Raw genomic sequence first — 16,561 nt, forward strand, 5'->3', positions numbered from 1 at the left:
AATTAATGCCCCTATGCATGAGACAACATAGGAAATATTAATTTATTATTTTGAAATAAGTCCTCTTTATCCTTCATAACAAATAAAGTTGTACCCTCTTCTTTCAATAAATTCACACAATAACTGCCTGAGTCATTAGGTGTAAATCCTAAAACTACTTTTTTTACTTCCTTATTGGTGAGTGATTTAATAATATCGTCTATGTTAGCTTCTGATGAAGAAAATATATCCTGTAAATATAATGTATCACCATCAAGCTCAGCAATTACAATTACATCTTTTTCTCTCAAATAGTAAACATTATCCATCATAAAAGAAGTACAATAAAACATTATAAGCTCCGGATTTTTAAGCATGCTTAGCTTTGCAATTGGCACTGAGCTATTAATTTTTTCCACAACTAATTCTCTATTGCTCACTAAAGACATATCTAATTTTTCTGCTGCTATGTTTTCATTATCATTGGTAATTCTTTTAAAATACTGATATTCCTCCACAGCTGTAAATCCGAATTGAGGATAAAAATTTAATACGCTATCATTGGCAAATAAATATAGCATATGACATTTAACCTTCCATTCTTCTATGACCTTTTCTATAAGATATCGAGATAATCCCTGATTTCTATATGAAGAATCTGTCATTACTGTTCCTAATTGTACATACCCTTTACTTTCTCCTAAAACCAAAAAATCAATAATACTAATGGAAACATTGGCAACAATATTTTCTCCATCCAAAAGTGAATAGGGCACATACCAATCTCCCCAATACCCATCCTGATACCACTGTTCAAAATCAAATCCATAAGTTTTTTTAGTTAATTCATTATAGCTTTTTCTAAACATAGTATTTTCTTTATAGTTTTTAATGAAGGAATACTCCTTACCGTTAATTAATACTTTTTCCATTAAGTGATCCTCTCAAAATATGATTTGCTACATAACTATTGCAGTTTTCAATACTGCTTATTATTTCTGATACTTTTCTAAACAAGACTTACATATACAAGCTTTTCCCTTTTTATCACTAGGCACTAAGTCTAAAATATACTTAGGAAATTTAACTGTATCGCACCAACATCCACCTTGACCATGTTGACAGTTATTATCTTTTCCACAAAGGGGACATATTCTCTTATCTATTTCATCCTTTTTTAATTCTTTATATCTAATAGTTTCCAATGTACATACCCCCATTTGAAAAAATTCTCCACCGTGCAACAATCACTATGGAGAAGAAATAGTTTATAATATTATTAATATATAACCATCATCAAATTTATTTGTCTATATAAAGATTGTATAGTAATTTTAAGGGAATTACCATATACATTAATATATTTATCTATTTCTATAATAACTTCCTTTATAAGCACTCCACATAAAGAATTACTTTAACAACTTCATTAATCTATTGTACTCTTGCAAAGATAATGCTCTCCTATCTTTCTTTCACTTTTTCACCATGCTTCATAATCCTAATTAGAAACAATGCTATCCCCAAAGCAAATAAAATCAAGAACATCCAAAAAAACACCTGAAGCTTATACTGGGAAATAAAAGGCCAAAAGCTATAATCTAAAACATCACTACCACCATAGTACATTTTTGTTCCATCTGGCATAATTCTAGATTTTACTACAGGAACTTTTTTAGTCCTAGATAGCACCAACAAAAAAAGATTTCCAAACACACCGATACCACTAAGCACGATTCCACTCACTAATAGTCTCTTATCACGATTATTCATCTTAATGAGAGTGGAATTTTCTTTCACAGTGGGAATGCTAGTATCACTTTTAATATCATCCTTAAGTAAATAATCAATGGAAACTTCAAAAAAATTACTTAATTGAATAACATTATCCGTATCTGGCATAGATTCGCCTAATTCCCATTTTGAAATTGCCTGTCTTGAAACTGTAATCTGTGACGCAAGATGTTCTTGAGACATACCTTTTGATTTCCTAAGAAATTGCAATTTCTCTCCAAAATTCATTAAGGTCACCCCCTGTTTTTTTGCATATAGTTTAACATTTTTTCTAGTTGCACTCTACCAAAGTTCCGTTGAATTTCCGCAACTAACTATTGCAATGATTATTTTTTGCCATTTATATGTTTTAGATAATTTCATTTTCCAGTAAAGGAGTGTACTTTTGCTTTATAATTTCTATTATTTCTAGTTCGCTCTCAACCTCTGCTTTAGCTGGATATGTTTTTTTAACCACATCAACTTCCTTCAATATCTTATCTGCTTTTTCTGAATTTTTTTCAATTACAAGAGCATAAGCATACATCAACCTTTTTCTTGTTATGTAACAATTGGTTATTTTTATATACTTTTTTAATTCTTTAGTGTATAAATTGTCAATTGTTTCTTTTCTAGCTTCACCTATTATCTCATAGAAAAGCAGCTCGCATTTGATTTCATTTTCATATACCTTAATTAGTTTTGGCACCTCATTTAATAGAGTTTCATAACATTCCTTCGCCTTATGAAATTCTTTTCTATCGTGGTAATAGGTAGCTTCTAGAAGTTTTATACTGCTAATTAACGGATTATTTAAATCAGCTTCATCATGAATCTCAAACCATTGAAGTGGCATGTCCTTTATTCGAATTCCTTGATAAATAAGGCCATTTGCTCTAAGCTGTATATATAATCCATATCTTGCAACTTTATCTTTTCCTAAGGAAAGCATATTATATCCGTCATTGGCTATACCACCTATTTTCATAGGTATACCATTCATAATTAAATCGTAAAATCCTGAAACAGCAGTAAACAATAAAAATGCTGCAAGCATTTTTGGAATAGGAATTAATAAATACACTGCTACACATAAACATGATACTAATGTATTCATTAATATACCGCCTAAATTATAAAGAAAATATGGACAATCATAACCGTTCCCTTCTGGTGGCATCATAAGGCACTGACCACCTGTTCCCATAACTTTAAATTTTTTACGAACTATTTTTCCATTTTCTTTGATAAATGTTAATGATCCAACTCTAAAAGATACAAATTCGTATCCTGACCAAAGTCCAAAAATCAAATGTCCTAATTCATGGAGAATCAATTGAAGTAAAAATGAAAATATAAAAATAACAAAACAAATTACGATTGTAAAAATATCTCCTTCAAATATCCTTGAATTACTAAAAGCAATTATCACACCAATGCCCAAGCCAATTATAGCCCCTACCACAATACTTAATATAAAAGAGCCTGTTTTCTTTACTGACTCTTTAAAATTTCTTCCCTCTACTTCTTTACCCATTTGTGTCTCCTTCTTATATTTATCTCATAGTAATTTTTCATATAGCTTAAACCAATCCAACCCGTAGTTCCCAAGTCCCAAGTCAACTGTATCAATATATTTAAATCCACATTTTTCATACAGCTTGATGGCTGGTATATTTTTTTCGTAAACATCCAACCGAATTGACTTAGCCTGTGACTTAATACCATGTTCAATAGAAAAGTCCATTAATACTTTGCCCACACCACATTTCAAAAAATCTGGGTGAACTACAAATGTATATATAACAAAAACATCTGAATAGTCAGACTCAAATTCCCATTTAGCTTTATAATATGCAGGTTCAGGTTTCTGACTTAAAATAAGGGAACCAACTATTTTTCCATTATGTTTTGCTACATAGAGATTACCATTCTCCACTCCATCAATGGCATTTTCCCTAACAGGATATATCCCCTTTATCCATCCAGGGTAGTTTACTCCTTTTGCTAAATGGTCATTCAAATGGTTATAAAGTTGTTCTAATTCATCAATATCCTTTACTTTTCCTAATTCAATAATAATATCCATATGTATATCCTTCCAATCAACATAAAATTATAGCAAATCATTTTGTTCATTAAAGTAGCCTATACTCCAATTGACAATCACAGGGTTCTTCATCAACTAGTTTAGCATTATATTCCATAGCTTCTACACAACCCATGGCTTTATAAAAGGCCTGTGATTCTTCAGATGAATGAGTAGATATATACAACTTTTTAGCTCCCATATCTTTTGCTTTTTTGCAGGCAAGAGAAAATAAGTTTTTACCTATTCCCATGCCTCGGCTCTCGTAAGAGGAATGAATGCATGAAAGCTGCAGATATTCCTTTTTTGAGCCAAAAAACTGATTTTCCACTGAGGTAAATCCAACAAGCACATTATTATGAAAGGCCCCAATTACTGTGCCACCTGTTTTTATAGTGTTTTTCAGACATTTAACTAGGTATTCATATTCAGCTGGCCCCCACTGTTCCGTAAATGCAATATCTTTTAATACCCATTGTTCATTTTCTTTACGCCAACATTTCTTTACTTCTTGATAGCGATTAAATCTTGCAAATAATGCTACATTTATTTCAGTCATTTTTAATTCTTTATAAATAATAGTTTCCAATATAGTTACCTCCATCTTTTACATAAAATCTTACAACTGTGACACCAAATAAGAATATATTAGAAAAAACTTATTTTGTAATGTCCGACTTTAATAAAGAATATAATATCAAATCAACAACACCTTTACCTTTCCAAACAGTACCTTGACGAATTATTCCTTCTTTAATAAAACCATTTCTTTGTAGTACATTCTGGGATTTAATATTTTCTGGCATCACAAAGGCTTGTATACGGTTAATGCCAATATCATTAAATAGGTAATCTGTCATTGCCTTAACAGCTTTTGTAGCTATTCCTTTACCCCAAGATCTGTCATTCAGTCTATAACCTATTGTTATCATATTTACATCATGAGAGTAGTCAAACATTTCAGCCACACCAACAATATCGTTTGGTTCGCTATTTAAGCAGATTCCAAGAAATATCTCTTTTCTTTTATGAAAATCTCTTTCAAAATGTCCTATCATATTGGCAACGGTATCTTTATTCTTTTTAAGCATTACAGGAGAATATTGAAAGAGCTTTTCATTGCTATATATTTCAAAAAGGTTGTCAAGGTCAGAAGCTACAATTTTTCTTAATGTTATTTCATCTGCCACAATATGTGGAAATTCTTCATATGGACTTTTACTCAAAATTATCATCCCTCTCTAGTAATAAAGTAAATAGTCTTACTTCTCATAGGTTTACGGTTATAAAGTAACTTTATCCTTTTTATACTCTAATTTAATGCTTTCGCAATTATTAAAATTAGAAAATCTCTTAATACAACTATAAATCTCCTCATTGAATTGGAAGTGATTAGTAACAGAATTTTCAAACCAGAAGTTCTTTACTATAAGCTGCTTTAGCTTCCTATCATTCACTATTTCAATTCTACCAATGAAACTGTCTCCACAGAGAACAGGTAAAACATAATATCCGTATTTTCGTTCAGCAGTAGGGGTGTATATCTCCCATTTATATTCAAAATCAAAAATCTTTTTCACTAGCTTTCTATCCCAAAGCATATTGTCCAGGGGAGCAATGAACTCAGTTCTCCTTGGAAATACAGGGTTACTTAATACTATGTCAATTAAATTTATATCTTCTGATAAGCAGTATAAGGAATCAGGTATACCTTCAATTACAATTTCAACAATCCTGCCTTCTTCCACTAACTTATGAAATATGCTCTTCCTATTAGCTGCCTTTAATCCATTAATTCCAAGCCAAGCATCCGATGGTTTGTTCCAAAGTATTCCTACTGCTCCAATGCGCCTTAGAACCCTCCACTGTAAATGCTCTTCCTCTGTGAAATTAGGATCACTGGCATTTAGAATTTCATCAGCTATATGATCAGTAGAAAGGGCATAATGCTTGATGGTTCCCTTTTTATGATAAATAATAAGCTCTCCTCTGAAATACATGGTTTCCAGAGCTGCACGAGACAATGTAGTAGGACTCCAAGTCCAATCAACCTGCTCCTTGAGATTAATATCCTTTGATGAAGCGAAACCTCTTTCTTTAATAATTGACTTTATCTCCTCTGAAACTGCATTAACTTTATCCTTGCTTCTGCCATTTTCACAGTGAGTTGCCCTCTGACGTGAAAAGTATTTCCAATCATCCAAGCTTAATATAGACATGTTCTTATCAAAATAATCCATAAGCTTTCTGTCACTATACAAGAGCTTATCTAACATTTCTTTAGAGAAGCCTTCTACTCTGGATTGCAGTACTAACTCAGCATTCTTGCCACAAACATCAATGGGATCAAACTGAATGCATCCCGCTTGTTTTATATATTTACAAACACCCTTCTCTCCAATGAATTTATAATCACCTAATAGACCTTGCTTTAACAATATGAATTGACGAGCTTGCTTTTTTGTAAGTTTAACTGGACTCATCATTCTGTTTCCCCTCACTATTTATTAATTATGTATCCCTTTACTTAATATTATCTATTTTTATACCTATCATAACTTCCTTTATATATCTCACTCTCAATATTTGTTCTTCTCATTAAAAATAAATTTACTGGTTCATAAAAATTAACCTTTGCACTATTAACTCCATAGTATGAAACTTTGCTATTACTTTTTCTGCATTGTGATCTACAACAACTTTATAAGAATATCTTTCATTTACTTAAACCATATATCTATATGTATTTAAGCAATTCCGAAACACATGATATTTCAATATCCGGTACAATTTCACTATTTATTCTGTTATTTTTATGATTAAGCCAAATTGTTTTCATTCCCAAATCTAATGCCGGTTTAATATCACTTTCTAAATTATCCCCCACCATTACAGCTTCTACTGGTGTAATTTTCATTGTTTCAAAAGCAGTTTTAAAAATTTCTTTATTGGGCTTACCAATCCTTAATGAGTAACTAAATGTAAAACTGTCAATTAAATCATAGATACTTGCTTTTTTAAAACATTCTTTCATAACCTCATCATAATAACAAGTATTTGATATAACTCCTATTTTAAAGCCCTTATCTTTTATTGTTTTTAAAGTATCATATATATCCTTTTCAAAATATACTTGTTCCCTATAATCTGTATAGAATAAATTAATCGCTTCTATGCATTGCTCTAATTTAAGACTAAATTCATATTTGTGAAGAAAATTATTTAGAAAATCTTCTATTGGGTACTCTGTAAGTGTTACTCTTCTCTCTTTTATCCCTTCCATCCAATTTTCATAAAATCCTTGCTTTACTTCATCAAGTTTAATCTTTGTATTAAACTTATTTAGATATTCAGTTAAATATATTAAACCTTGCATATCTTTTTCATCATCTGATTTTCCATAATGAAAATGTAATAAAGTATTACCCATATCAAAAAATATTACCTTAACCACATCCATAATTTCACCTCAATTTATATTAATTTACTTCCATATAATTTACTATTAAAGCTCAATATAAATATTAAGAATTAACAATTTAATTCCTCTTCCAACCCATTATTCCTAATACTTAAATTATATTTTTCTCCTTCCATGGTATTTATATATTCCATAGAATAAAGATTTGTAAAGTCCTGACCTAAATCCATGTGCGCAAGTAAATGATATAAAATATCTATATGGAGTGTAGTTTCAAAATGAAAAGTCTCATTGGACAATATATTCTCCTCCTTATGAATATAACATTCAATCACCATATAAATTACATGCCATATATTAGAAAGTAGGTGATAGGAAAGGAGAACCTATATGGCATTAATTTTGTCTGCTCTGTTGTTTAGCTTGTCCTCTAATTTAGATAATATAGTAGTAGGTATGGCTTATGGCATTAAAAAAATAAAAATAAGTATAATTTCAAATATTATAATAGCTATCATATCTTCTACAGGGACATTTTTATCTATGAATTTAGGGATTTATATATCAGAAATTTTGCCTTACTCCGTAACTAATAGGTTAGGTGCTTCCGCTATTATTATCTTGGGAATATATTTTATAACCCAAAGTATAATAAAGCTTATAAATAATAAAAGTTCCAAGGAGCTTGCTTTAAAAGATATCACAGATATGGTGGAATACGCAGAAAAATCAGATTTAGATCATTCTGGAGATATTAGCATGAAGGAATCTATATTTGTAGCCTTTGGTTTAACTTTTAATAACCTAGGAAACGGAATAGTAGCCAGTATAACTGGAGTTAATATTAAAATCACTGTGATTTCTACATTTATATTAAGTATTGTTACTATTATCTTTGGAGAAGCTGTAGGTAATCATGTATTAGGTAAATTTTTAGGCAAATATTCACCATTATTTTCAGGTATATTACTGATAATACTTGGTATTATTGAGTTTCTTAATTAATATACAGAGGAATGTTTCTATAAACCCATTCCTCTGTATTTTCTTTTCAGTAGAATATTATGCATGTCTTGGATTTTCAGATACAATATTTATTGCTATAACTATCTCTTTTACTATATCCATTTTGAATTGAGTAATAAGCTCATTGGTTTTAATATATAATAATCCTTTTTCACTAACGGAATATTTAGGTGGAATCCTGTTTAATGCTATTGCTTTTATATCTTCCACACACATAGGGCATTTACAAATATCTGTATACTCATTTAAGATTTCTGGTACTAGTCTTTCCACCACATCTTCAATATAGTTTTTAATCATTTATTCCACCTCTTCTAAAAATTGTAGATCTTTATTTAAGTTAATTATCCGTATAGTATTATTTACTTAATTCATAGTAATTCATGGTGCTTGTTTCCTGGAAGCCACAGGATTTATATAGATTCAAAGCCCTTTTATTTGTCACTACTACCTGGAGCATTATGTCTTTTAAATTCTGTTCTTTTAACTTTTCTATAGCGCTAATTAATAAATCTCTTCCATAGCCCTTTCCTCTATATTCTGGTAAAATACCTAGCCCGTATATGCCTCCTACCTGCCCATTTATTCCTAGATGAACTTTTCCTATAATCTTACCCTTTACTTCAGCTATATAAATGGTGGTTCCTAGCTTTTCTTCTTCTTCAGGAATAATAGTAACCTCTTCCTTAAATTCAATATTAAAATATATAGAATTTTGCCATGCGATTTCTTTAGCATCAGCATTGGTGGCTTTTCTTAAGATTAATCTAGGGGTAGAAGTATTTTCTTTTGTATTACTCTTCAAAAACATCTCATATTCTGAATTGCCATAAATGGCACCAGTAGAGTTAATAAACTCCATCCCTGATGTAGAATTATTATCACTTAGTAGCAGCATCTTTTGTGTTTTTCTTTTTTCCCATTCATCTTTTACTAAAGAGAATAGTTTTTTAAATACACCCATCCTTCTATATTTAGGATGCACCATGCCATTTACTTCTAAGGCCTCGCCTCCAAAGTCGCATATACCTATATAACCAATGAGCTTATCTTCCTCATAATACATAAATTCATTAATAGCATCTAATTTATGCTTATCCTCGCCTTTTTTAAGCTTATAATCCAATTCTAATTTTAAAGCAATTTTATACTCTTCTAAACAAAGCTTTTCAAGTGCATTTATATCTTTATAATCCTTTTTATCTATTCTGTCTTTTAATTTTATATAGCAGCTTTTTCTTTCCATAATACCCCTCATCAATCCCCTATCACTCTATTTTTTATTTAAGTATTTAAGTACATCTTCCCTTTTCTAAAAGCCCCAGCAATAAATAACACTGCAAAAAGTCTTATAATCAAAACTACTATCATGAACATGCTGAAGTCTGAAGGAAGATTTATGGAAAAAGGAATATAGAATATTGTTATTAAGGAAACTATAAAATAAAATTTAAAGCGAGACTCTATTGATTTTTCATACTCCCGTAAACCTCTTTCCTTACATAGTTCATATATGCCCTTACTTATTATATATATCAAGTATAAATTAATTACAGAAGCTGCTGCTTCTATAATCATGGGTATCAATCTTATATCATGAATTTCTCCTAATAGAATGTTATTATTAGGATAATGTATTATACTCTTTATAGTTAGCAACACAAGTATAAGGGCCGGCATTTTTCCTTTTTCAAAAAACTTATTTTGAGGTGTTAAAATGCTCAAGCCAGCATAAATAAACATATATCCAATAAAATCTGGAAGTATATTTATAAAGCCTAGATTTAAGTCAAAGATAATAAATAACATGCCAATAAATATTTTATTGTAGCCTGACTCGTACATTTTACTCCCCTCCTTTTGAATTCTTCAATGTTTTAATATCATAATTATGAGGAGAGTAACTATTATATCCTAAATAGCAAGTAGTTACCCCTTTATTGCCCTGGAAATCTTCCGTTAAAATATCCAAGGTAAATAAATAAGCATTGTTTTTTCTTATATCATTTTTATTAAATTTAAATGCATAACTTATATCAAAGGGTTCTCCTTTTTTTAGATTAATAGGAAAAGTAATATCAGAAAGATTCTTTCCTTCAATACTTACTCGAAGTACATCTTTTATCTCTTCATAAATTTTACCCTTTATTCCTATAACCTTAATATCTCTATCAGCATTAAATAATTGACTTCCTGTGTAATCACTGCTGCCTGTAGTACCAAATGTTTTTAAATGGTTCTCTTTAGTTTCATCGCTATGGATATATATTTTTCCTAAATCCACATTAATATTTTTTCCATTAGATAGCATAACCTCTGCTTTTGTAATAAGCTTATTTTGAAATTCCTTTGGAAGGACATTCATATTTTCATTCGGAAAATCAATTTTTATAGTTTTTAATGCATAATATCTTCTGTCGGTATTTTGAGATAATTCACTACAATAGAATTGCCGTCCTATTTCAGGAAACATTATAGATATAACCCTATCCTTTGAATTTATATTATCAATATAAGATAACCTAAACTCCCCCCTACTATTATCAATGTCATAATAATGTTTCATAAACAAAGGTTCTTTTAGAATTTGATTTTTGTAATAGATTATATTCCCTGTCCAAGTTAGTATAAATAATATAAGCCCACAAGTAACAAGCTTTTTATTAAACTTCATTATGTCCCTCCATATTATCGTTATAATCTTAACAAGTTTTAATAATAGATTATAAAGTTACTCATAATCTACCATATTATATTTTCTATATATTTTCTTAAATTCCTCTATTTACAATAAAAGTTGTTAAAATAATAAAGGGTAGCTATTAGCTACCCTAATCTTATAAGCCTAGCAGTTTTCTCCAAGTATTTTTACCTACTATGCCGTCTGCTATTAAATTATTATCCTTTTGAAATTGCATTACAGCTTGTTTAGTTTCTTGTCCAAAAATTCCGTCCGCTCCATAATTTAATGAATAGCCTAAGGATATGAGCTTTTTCTGAATCCATTTAGTTATATTTCCTTTAGCACCTTGTCTTACTGTGGGAGCTGCTGCCAAGGTTTTAGGTCCGGCAATATTGTCTACTACTAGATTTCCAAAGCCCTGCTTGTTTATCTCCTCTTGAAGCTCACTTATGGTAACTTCTACTACTGGTGGAGGCTCAGGTGTTACTATCCCACCATTGCCTATTCCTAAATGATCTACCACAGCCAGGGTAATCTGTTTTATTATACTATCCTTATGCTTATCTAAGAACTCCATATCTGAAGCATTGTCTATAAACCCTAGCTCTACAAGAGACGCTATAGCCACAGTATATTTTAGCACATAAAATCCTGCGGACTTTATGCCTCTATCACTAGTAGCCAATCCATTAGTTACAAGAGAATTTTGAATGGCAGAAGCAAAAGACTTTCCCTTTTCACTATTGTAATAATAGTAGGTCTCTAAGCCTGTTCCCCCTCCACTGTTTATATGAATAGCTAGGAAATAATCACAGTTATTGTTATTGCTTATATTTGCTCTTTCCTCTAGTGATACATCAACATCGCTGGTTCTTGTATATATAACTTCTACCCCATTATAAGCTTGTAAATTAGCCCCTACTCCTAAAGCAAAAGCAAGGGTATAATCCTTTTCTAGTCTACCACTGCCTACAGCTCCTGAATCATTTCCACCATGCCCGGCATCAACACAAATTTTAACCATAGTGGTCAACCTCCTTATATTGGTTTACTTTATTCTTATCTTTAGTAGTATCAAGATATTTTCTTTCAATACCTCTTCCTTTTATAATATTATTTCTAGTCACTTCTAGTGCAATATTTAATGCATATATATTAATTTTACCTCCCATTAATATATATGCATTAAATAACTATTTTCAGTAATAAATAAAAACACCATAAAATCCAATTCTGAATAATACGGTATTTTAAGAATTTACTGCATCTCACTATTTACATTAAGAAATTTTAATTTGCAAAAACTTTATTTCTCAATAAAATTTATCAATTCTTTATTGAATTTATCTCGTTCATCATAAAACAATCCATGACCGCTATATATAAATTGTACAAGCTTTGAATTTTTAATGCATTGATTTTGCACTTGAGCTAGTGGGAATAAAACAATTTTGTCATGAATTCCATGAAGAATTAATGTTGGAACATTTATTTTTTCTAAGTCAGAAAACAGTCTTTCTTCACCTAACCATGTATTTGCAATGGCTGCAGTAGACCAACCTGCTGCCTGTAGTCCTAATTGAAAAAACCAATCTGAGAATGGCTCGCTTATACTCTGAAAGAAAAATGTATCTCCGAAATTGCGTAGCATTTTGGGACGATCACTATATGTCCCTCTAATAATGTCATTTACAGCATCTTTTTCTAAACCATATGGGAAATTATCGCGTTTAATGAGGCTAGGGGCTGCAGCTGCAAAAAGCGCCAGCTTAGATACTCCATACCCATGATGCCTTGCCATGTAGCGAATTGCAATAGCTCCCCCGGTGGAATGGCCAGCAATGGTGAAGTCCTGTAAATTAAATGCCTCAACTACACACCTAACATCATCTGACAATGTATCGTAATCGTAACCTTCCCAAGGCTTATCTGATTTTCCAAATCCTCTAGTGTCTAATCCTATGCATCTAATCCCTCTCCTTGGAAGCTGATCAAACTGATACTCAAAGAGCTTATGACTTCCAGGCCAACCATGCAAAAACAATATAGTATTCTTTCCTTGGGGGTTAATATCCTCCACATAAACTTTAACATTTGATTCTACCTTTATATAATATCCCATGTAGCGCCTCCATTAAAAATATCTATATATAAGTTTATTCCTTTTACATCTAAATAATTAGCAATCTAAACTATTTGTACATTCCTTATTATTTAGTTATAAGAAATATAATTAGAGGTACAATACTTATATATAAACAAGAAAGCCCTGGATTGCATCCAGAGCTATTTTTATTTTAAATTGAATTGGGATTTAAGAGATAACTTTCCACCTGTGAAAGTAGCATTCATGTTTGAACCACCTTTATTGGTCCATGAATACATTATGGATTCAATCTTTCCTATTTTACTATGAGATATAAGTTCTCCTTCTCCTAAAATAGCTTTCACTTGGTCATATGACATACCTTCTTTAACTTGGTTATATTTATCCATATTTACGTCTGCATTACCTTCTTTTAAACCAAGCTGGGTTTTGTTTGTTACGACTTTATTTTGTATTGTAACATTCATGGTAGATAAACCTTTACCTTTCCATGCATACATTGCTGTTTTTGTTCCGCCAATTTCTGATGAGGTTTCTTCTTTACCCTCACCAAGAAGTTTATTTACGTTTTCAAGCGAATCACCCATTTTTATATTTAAGAAGTTCTCATAGGTAATTTTGGTATCTTCTTTTTTTTCTTCCTTTTTAGTGCTTTCTTTTTTAGTAGAATTAGCTGCTAAATCTTTCTCGTCTTTCTTACCACCATTTGTACTTAAGGCAACAATTCCTATAATAACAATAATAGCCCATAACCACCACTTTTTATATATTGGTTTTTTCATAATATTACCTCCTCTGTATGTATGCTTACAGTTATAATTGTAAACCATTTGTTAATTATTTCAAGAGTTTCGATAAAACAATACATAATATTACATATATAAATCTGATAAATATATAAATAATTATAATACCTCTTATATTTAATTTTTATATGATGATTAGTAGGGATTTATGTAGGTTTAAACTTACGGTTTTTTAACTATATTTTGAGAGCTAATGTAAAAGCACTTGAATCTAATCAAGTGCTTTTGAAATCCTATTTTCACATATTTTTTTCTTTAAGATTTCTGAAAACGATCTATCTTTATCATAAGCCTTTTCCTTTTTTATTGTGGGTTCAACTCTTCCTCTTTGATAATAGTATTTATCCACTTCTATCACTTTATTAACTCTCATATTAAAATCCCTCCATATATTCATACGTAAGTCTTTTAATATTTAATGGGGTAACTAAGCTTTAATATCGCTTGTAATTTGGAAAAGTTTTTGTATATTAAATATATTATTCCATATTATATTGTTTAAATCTCTTTAGCATTCTTATATAATGGTTTGCTTCTCTAACTACGTGATCTCCAAGGAGCGGAAAAGCAATGGATTTAATATTGCATTGTATAATCCCTTCAGTGCCCTGCTTTTTAAAATCTCTAATACCAACAGTATTCTTAAGGCTACTATCTGTTACTGATGGTAATAACCCGATATCTTGGGATAATTTTCTAGCCTCTTCTGTAAGCTCATCAAACTTTGCTCCAAAATTATTTGCAGTATCAAATAGTTTAACTTCAGTTGGATCCAATAACCCTCGGATAAACTTTGCATGTTCAGCCATAATTCTGTTCCAGAAGCTTTCTTGGAAAGCAACTTCTCTAGCTATATCAAATTCTTCTCTACTCTGAAGCTTTCTAAGCATTCTTAAATAAAATTTAGCTTCTCTTAAAATATGATCTATGAGTAACGGGTAATTGGTTGTAAACATTCTGCATGATAATACATTTTTAAGCACATTGCTTTTAAACATAGCTATTTGTTCCGCAGCTCTTATGGCTCTATTATTTAAATTTTCTACCATCCTTACGGTACCCATATTAATCTGGCTAGGAGGTTTTATAGCTAGCGCTGCTTCCATCTTTGTTATGTTCCTATCAATCTTAATATTGGTATAAAATTCTGTTTCTCTTTCGGCATCTAATGTTAACTCCGTTACTAATTCTCCTGAACTTAATGTTTCTTGGCTTATTAGCCCCTCAGACATTTGTATAGTTTCTACCAGCAAGCTGCTAAAAATATTCTTAAGCATTTCTGCTTGCTCTATAAATGGATAGTCTCTGGTAGTAAAACCTGCTTCTAAAAATATCGAGTGCTCTTTAGCTATTCTCATAAAGAACAAGTTTAGTTCCAACGATTGTGTTACAAAATCTTTGTTTGAAAGCACTTTAGACTCCTTGAAATTAATTACTATATATAGTATGTCCTATCTCTTTCACTTGCTACTGATTATACTTTTTTCGCTGTTAAAATAAAAAGCCTTGTATAAAAAACTGTGCTAAATATGCTTCGTATAAGGCTTTGTTTATATGGCTTTATCTTAAATTCACGTATGTCTTTTTCATAATTAGATAATATAGATTTAATGCTATTATTCACCTCATCCTTAATATTCATAACTTCAACTTCATTTTTAGATCTTAAGTAAGCTTTAATATGACCTTCAATATTAATATCTACTATTTCATATGAATATACCATGCAGTTTAAAGCTATCATTTTACTTACTGGTAGTCCCCTATAATTTCTGTAAGCTTCATCCAAAGCAGAATCAAGATAATGTTCTTCATATTCTGCTTCTTTTCCCTCCCAAAGTCCAATTGCAATGTAATTAATTCTATATTTTCACAGGATTTCTTCTAATGTAGAAATAGTTACTAATCACAATACTATATTAAGTTATAAAGAGTATGGAGAACTATACTATAGCTTAATGATTTGCTTCTCATATAAGCCATACCTAATTGGTAAACTATTGTAGTATTTCCAGTTAAGAACCGATCCTCCATAGTTTAGGCTTCATGGTACCATTACTATATTTTTTAAAGAACAAGGAAAACTCATTTTCATCAAATTCTCCGTTTTTTATTAGGATTTCCTGTTTTTTCTTTGAAATTTCTACTAAGTATCCAGTCTCTATATATCCGTTATTAACATAAAATTTCTTACGTCTTAATCTTTGCTTAATGTCTTTTGCATCTTTATCGCATCTTTCAATAGATATTATAATTTTACTATAGGGATGTATTGATTGAATTTTGTCTAAAATACGACTGCCATATCCCTTCGAACGAATGTTTTCATTAACTGCCAAGAACATTACAAACGTCAGGTCTTGAACTGTAGCCATATAAGCAAAGCCACATAGGGTATCCTTATCATGAAAAGATATAAATTCAGTGTTCTTCATCTTTGCCATTATAAGCATCAACCAAAAAGGTATACGATCTTCTTTAAGAAAAGAGGATGTATAAATTTCCTTTATTTTTTCTTTCTCTTTACTTCTTCCTGTGACGCATTCAACTCTTAAATCCATTTTTCACCATCCTATTATAGGCTTCGTTAGCCTCATCGCTTTATTGCGAATATTCGAATATATAAACAATCTTTGTTTTAGTATAACATAAAAAGTTAGGACAAAGCAGATGTTTG

General features: G+C 30.6%; 23 protein-coding genes. 1 reads left to right on the plus strand and 22 read right to left on the minus strand.

The annotated features are described in order from the left end of the window. Positions 1 to 11: 11 nt before the first annotated feature. The 10 genes from BUA82_RS10045 to BUA82_RS10090 all read right to left on the minus strand — a co-directional run bounded on the left by BUA82_RS10045 (position 12) and on the right by BUA82_RS10090 (position 7,561). Complete coding sequence (locus tag BUA82_RS10045) at positions 12 to 911, minus strand: GNAT family N-acetyltransferase (protein ID WP_073007321.1); 900 nt, start codon at positions 909 to 911, stop codon at positions 12 to 14. A 60-nt stretch (positions 912 to 971) separates the two neighbouring features. Continuing rightward, the gene (locus BUA82_RS10050) at positions 972 to 1,184 is read right to left on the minus strand and encodes a cysteine-rich CWC family protein (RefSeq protein ID WP_242948956.1); all 213 of its coding nucleotides are present in this window, start codon (positions 1,182 to 1,184) and stop codon (positions 972 to 974) included. Between the two features lie 259 nt (positions 1,185 to 1,443). After that, positions 1,444 to 2,001 (minus strand): helix-turn-helix domain-containing protein, encoded by a 558-nt coding sequence (locus BUA82_RS10055; protein ID WP_073007328.1) that lies wholly within the window; start codon positions 1,999 to 2,001, stop codon positions 1,444 to 1,446. A gap of 121 nt (positions 2,002 to 2,122) precedes the next feature. Further along, a complete protein-coding gene (locus BUA82_RS10060) occupies positions 2,123 to 3,289 on the minus strand; it encodes a zinc metalloprotease (RefSeq protein ID WP_073007332.1) in 1,167 nt (388 codons plus the stop codon). Positions 3,290 to 3,313: 24 nt separating this feature from the next. Next, positions 3,314 to 3,841: a GNAT family N-acetyltransferase gene (locus tag BUA82_RS10065; protein ID WP_073007335.1), complete on the minus strand. Its 528-nt coding sequence runs from the start codon at positions 3,839 to 3,841 to the stop codon at positions 3,314 to 3,316. 49 nt (positions 3,842 to 3,890) lie between these two features. Beyond that, complete coding sequence (locus tag BUA82_RS10070; RefSeq protein ID WP_242948957.1) at positions 3,891 to 4,430, minus strand: GNAT family N-acetyltransferase; 540 nt, start codon at positions 4,428 to 4,430, stop codon at positions 3,891 to 3,893. Positions 4,431 to 4,500: 70 nt separating this feature from the next. Continuing rightward, complete coding sequence (locus BUA82_RS10075) at positions 4,501 to 5,067, minus strand: GNAT family N-acetyltransferase (RefSeq protein WP_073007341.1); 567 nt, start codon at positions 5,065 to 5,067, stop codon at positions 4,501 to 4,503. Positions 5,068 to 5,124: 57 nt separating this feature from the next. Continuing rightward, positions 5,125 to 6,327: a winged helix-turn-helix domain-containing protein gene (locus tag BUA82_RS10080; protein WP_207650300.1), complete on the minus strand. Its 1,203-nt coding sequence runs from the start codon at positions 6,325 to 6,327 to the stop codon at positions 5,125 to 5,127. A gap of 251 nt (positions 6,328 to 6,578) precedes the next feature. Continuing rightward, positions 6,579 to 7,301, minus strand: coding sequence for an HAD family hydrolase (locus tag BUA82_RS10085; protein ID WP_073007344.1), 723 nt, complete (start codon positions 7,299 to 7,301; stop codon positions 6,579 to 6,581). Between the two features lie 71 nt (positions 7,302 to 7,372). Further along, the gene (locus BUA82_RS10090) at positions 7,373 to 7,561 is read right to left on the minus strand and encodes a hypothetical protein (protein WP_073007347.1); all 189 of its coding nucleotides are present in this window, start codon (positions 7,559 to 7,561) and stop codon (positions 7,373 to 7,375) included. Between the two features lie 91 nt (positions 7,562 to 7,652). Here BUA82_RS10090 and ytaF point away from each other — a divergent pair, with 91 nt between their 5' ends. After that, entirely contained in the window at positions 7,653 to 8,267 is a 615-nt protein-coding gene (gene ytaF, locus BUA82_RS10095) for a sporulation membrane protein YtaF (protein ID WP_073007351.1), read from the plus strand. 57 nt (positions 8,268 to 8,324) lie between these two features. Here the strand turns inward: ytaF and BUA82_RS10100 are convergent, their stop codons facing one another. The 12 genes from BUA82_RS10100 to BUA82_RS10145 form a co-directional block, all read right to left on the minus strand. Further along, positions 8,325 to 8,588, minus strand: coding sequence for a late competence development ComFB family protein (locus BUA82_RS10100; protein ID WP_073007354.1), 264 nt, complete (start codon positions 8,586 to 8,588; stop codon positions 8,325 to 8,327). Between the two features lie 58 nt (positions 8,589 to 8,646). Continuing rightward, complete coding sequence (locus BUA82_RS10105) at positions 8,647 to 9,534, minus strand: GNAT family N-acetyltransferase (protein WP_073008188.1); 888 nt, start codon at positions 9,532 to 9,534, stop codon at positions 8,647 to 8,649. Between the two features lie 38 nt (positions 9,535 to 9,572). Next, the gene (locus BUA82_RS10110; RefSeq protein ID WP_073007357.1) at positions 9,573 to 10,133 is read right to left on the minus strand and encodes a hypothetical protein; all 561 of its coding nucleotides are present in this window, start codon (positions 10,131 to 10,133) and stop codon (positions 9,573 to 9,575) included. A gap of 1 nt (position 10,134) precedes the next feature. Beyond that, a complete protein-coding gene (locus BUA82_RS10115) occupies positions 10,135 to 10,962 on the minus strand; it encodes a hypothetical protein (RefSeq protein ID WP_073007360.1) in 828 nt (275 codons plus the stop codon). A 163-nt stretch (positions 10,963 to 11,125) separates the two neighbouring features. Then, entirely contained in the window at positions 11,126 to 11,995 is an 870-nt protein-coding gene (locus BUA82_RS20990; protein ID WP_073007364.1) for an N-acetylmuramoyl-L-alanine amidase, read from the minus strand. Beyond that, positions 11,988 to 12,143 carry a hypothetical protein gene (locus BUA82_RS20680; RefSeq protein WP_178140720.1) on the minus strand — a complete coding sequence of 52 codons (156 nt, stop codon included), beginning with the start codon at positions 12,141 to 12,143 and terminating at the stop codon, positions 11,988 to 11,990. Before BUA82_RS20680 ends, BUA82_RS20990 begins: the two co-directional genes overlap by 8 nt. 134 nt (positions 12,144 to 12,277) lie before the next feature. Next, positions 12,278 to 13,093, minus strand: a complete 816-nt coding sequence (locus BUA82_RS10125; RefSeq protein WP_073007367.1) for an alpha/beta fold hydrolase — start codon at positions 13,091 to 13,093, stop codon at positions 12,278 to 12,280. Between the two features lie 170 nt (positions 13,094 to 13,263). Next, positions 13,264 to 13,860 (minus strand): DUF3862 domain-containing protein, encoded by a 597-nt coding sequence (locus tag BUA82_RS10130; protein WP_143148612.1) that lies wholly within the window; start codon positions 13,858 to 13,860, stop codon positions 13,264 to 13,266. Between the two features lie 235 nt (positions 13,861 to 14,095). Beyond that, positions 14,096 to 14,257 carry a hypothetical protein gene (locus tag BUA82_RS20685; protein ID WP_178140721.1) on the minus strand — a complete coding sequence of 54 codons (162 nt, stop codon included), beginning with the start codon at positions 14,255 to 14,257 and terminating at the stop codon, positions 14,096 to 14,098. A gap of 106 nt (positions 14,258 to 14,363) precedes the next feature. Beyond that, on the minus strand, positions 14,364 to 15,296 hold the full coding sequence (locus BUA82_RS10135; protein ID WP_073007374.1) for a DUF2935 domain-containing protein: 933 nt from the start codon (positions 15,294 to 15,296) through the stop codon (positions 14,364 to 14,366). A 62-nt stretch (positions 15,297 to 15,358) separates the two neighbouring features. Then, positions 15,359 to 15,628: a hypothetical protein gene (locus BUA82_RS10140; RefSeq protein ID WP_073007377.1), complete on the minus strand. Its 270-nt coding sequence runs from the start codon at positions 15,626 to 15,628 to the stop codon at positions 15,359 to 15,361. A gap of 271 nt (positions 15,629 to 15,899) precedes the next feature. Further along, the gene (locus BUA82_RS10145) at positions 15,900 to 16,445 is read right to left on the minus strand and encodes a GNAT family N-acetyltransferase (protein ID WP_073007382.1); all 546 of its coding nucleotides are present in this window, start codon (positions 16,443 to 16,445) and stop codon (positions 15,900 to 15,902) included. Positions 16,446 to 16,561: the final 116 nt, after the last annotated feature.

The sequence above is a fragment of the Clostridium amylolyticum genome (genome assembly GCF_900142075.1).
GTDB lineage: Bacteria > Bacillota > Clostridia > Clostridiales > Clostridiaceae > Clostridium_AA > Clostridium_AA amylolyticum.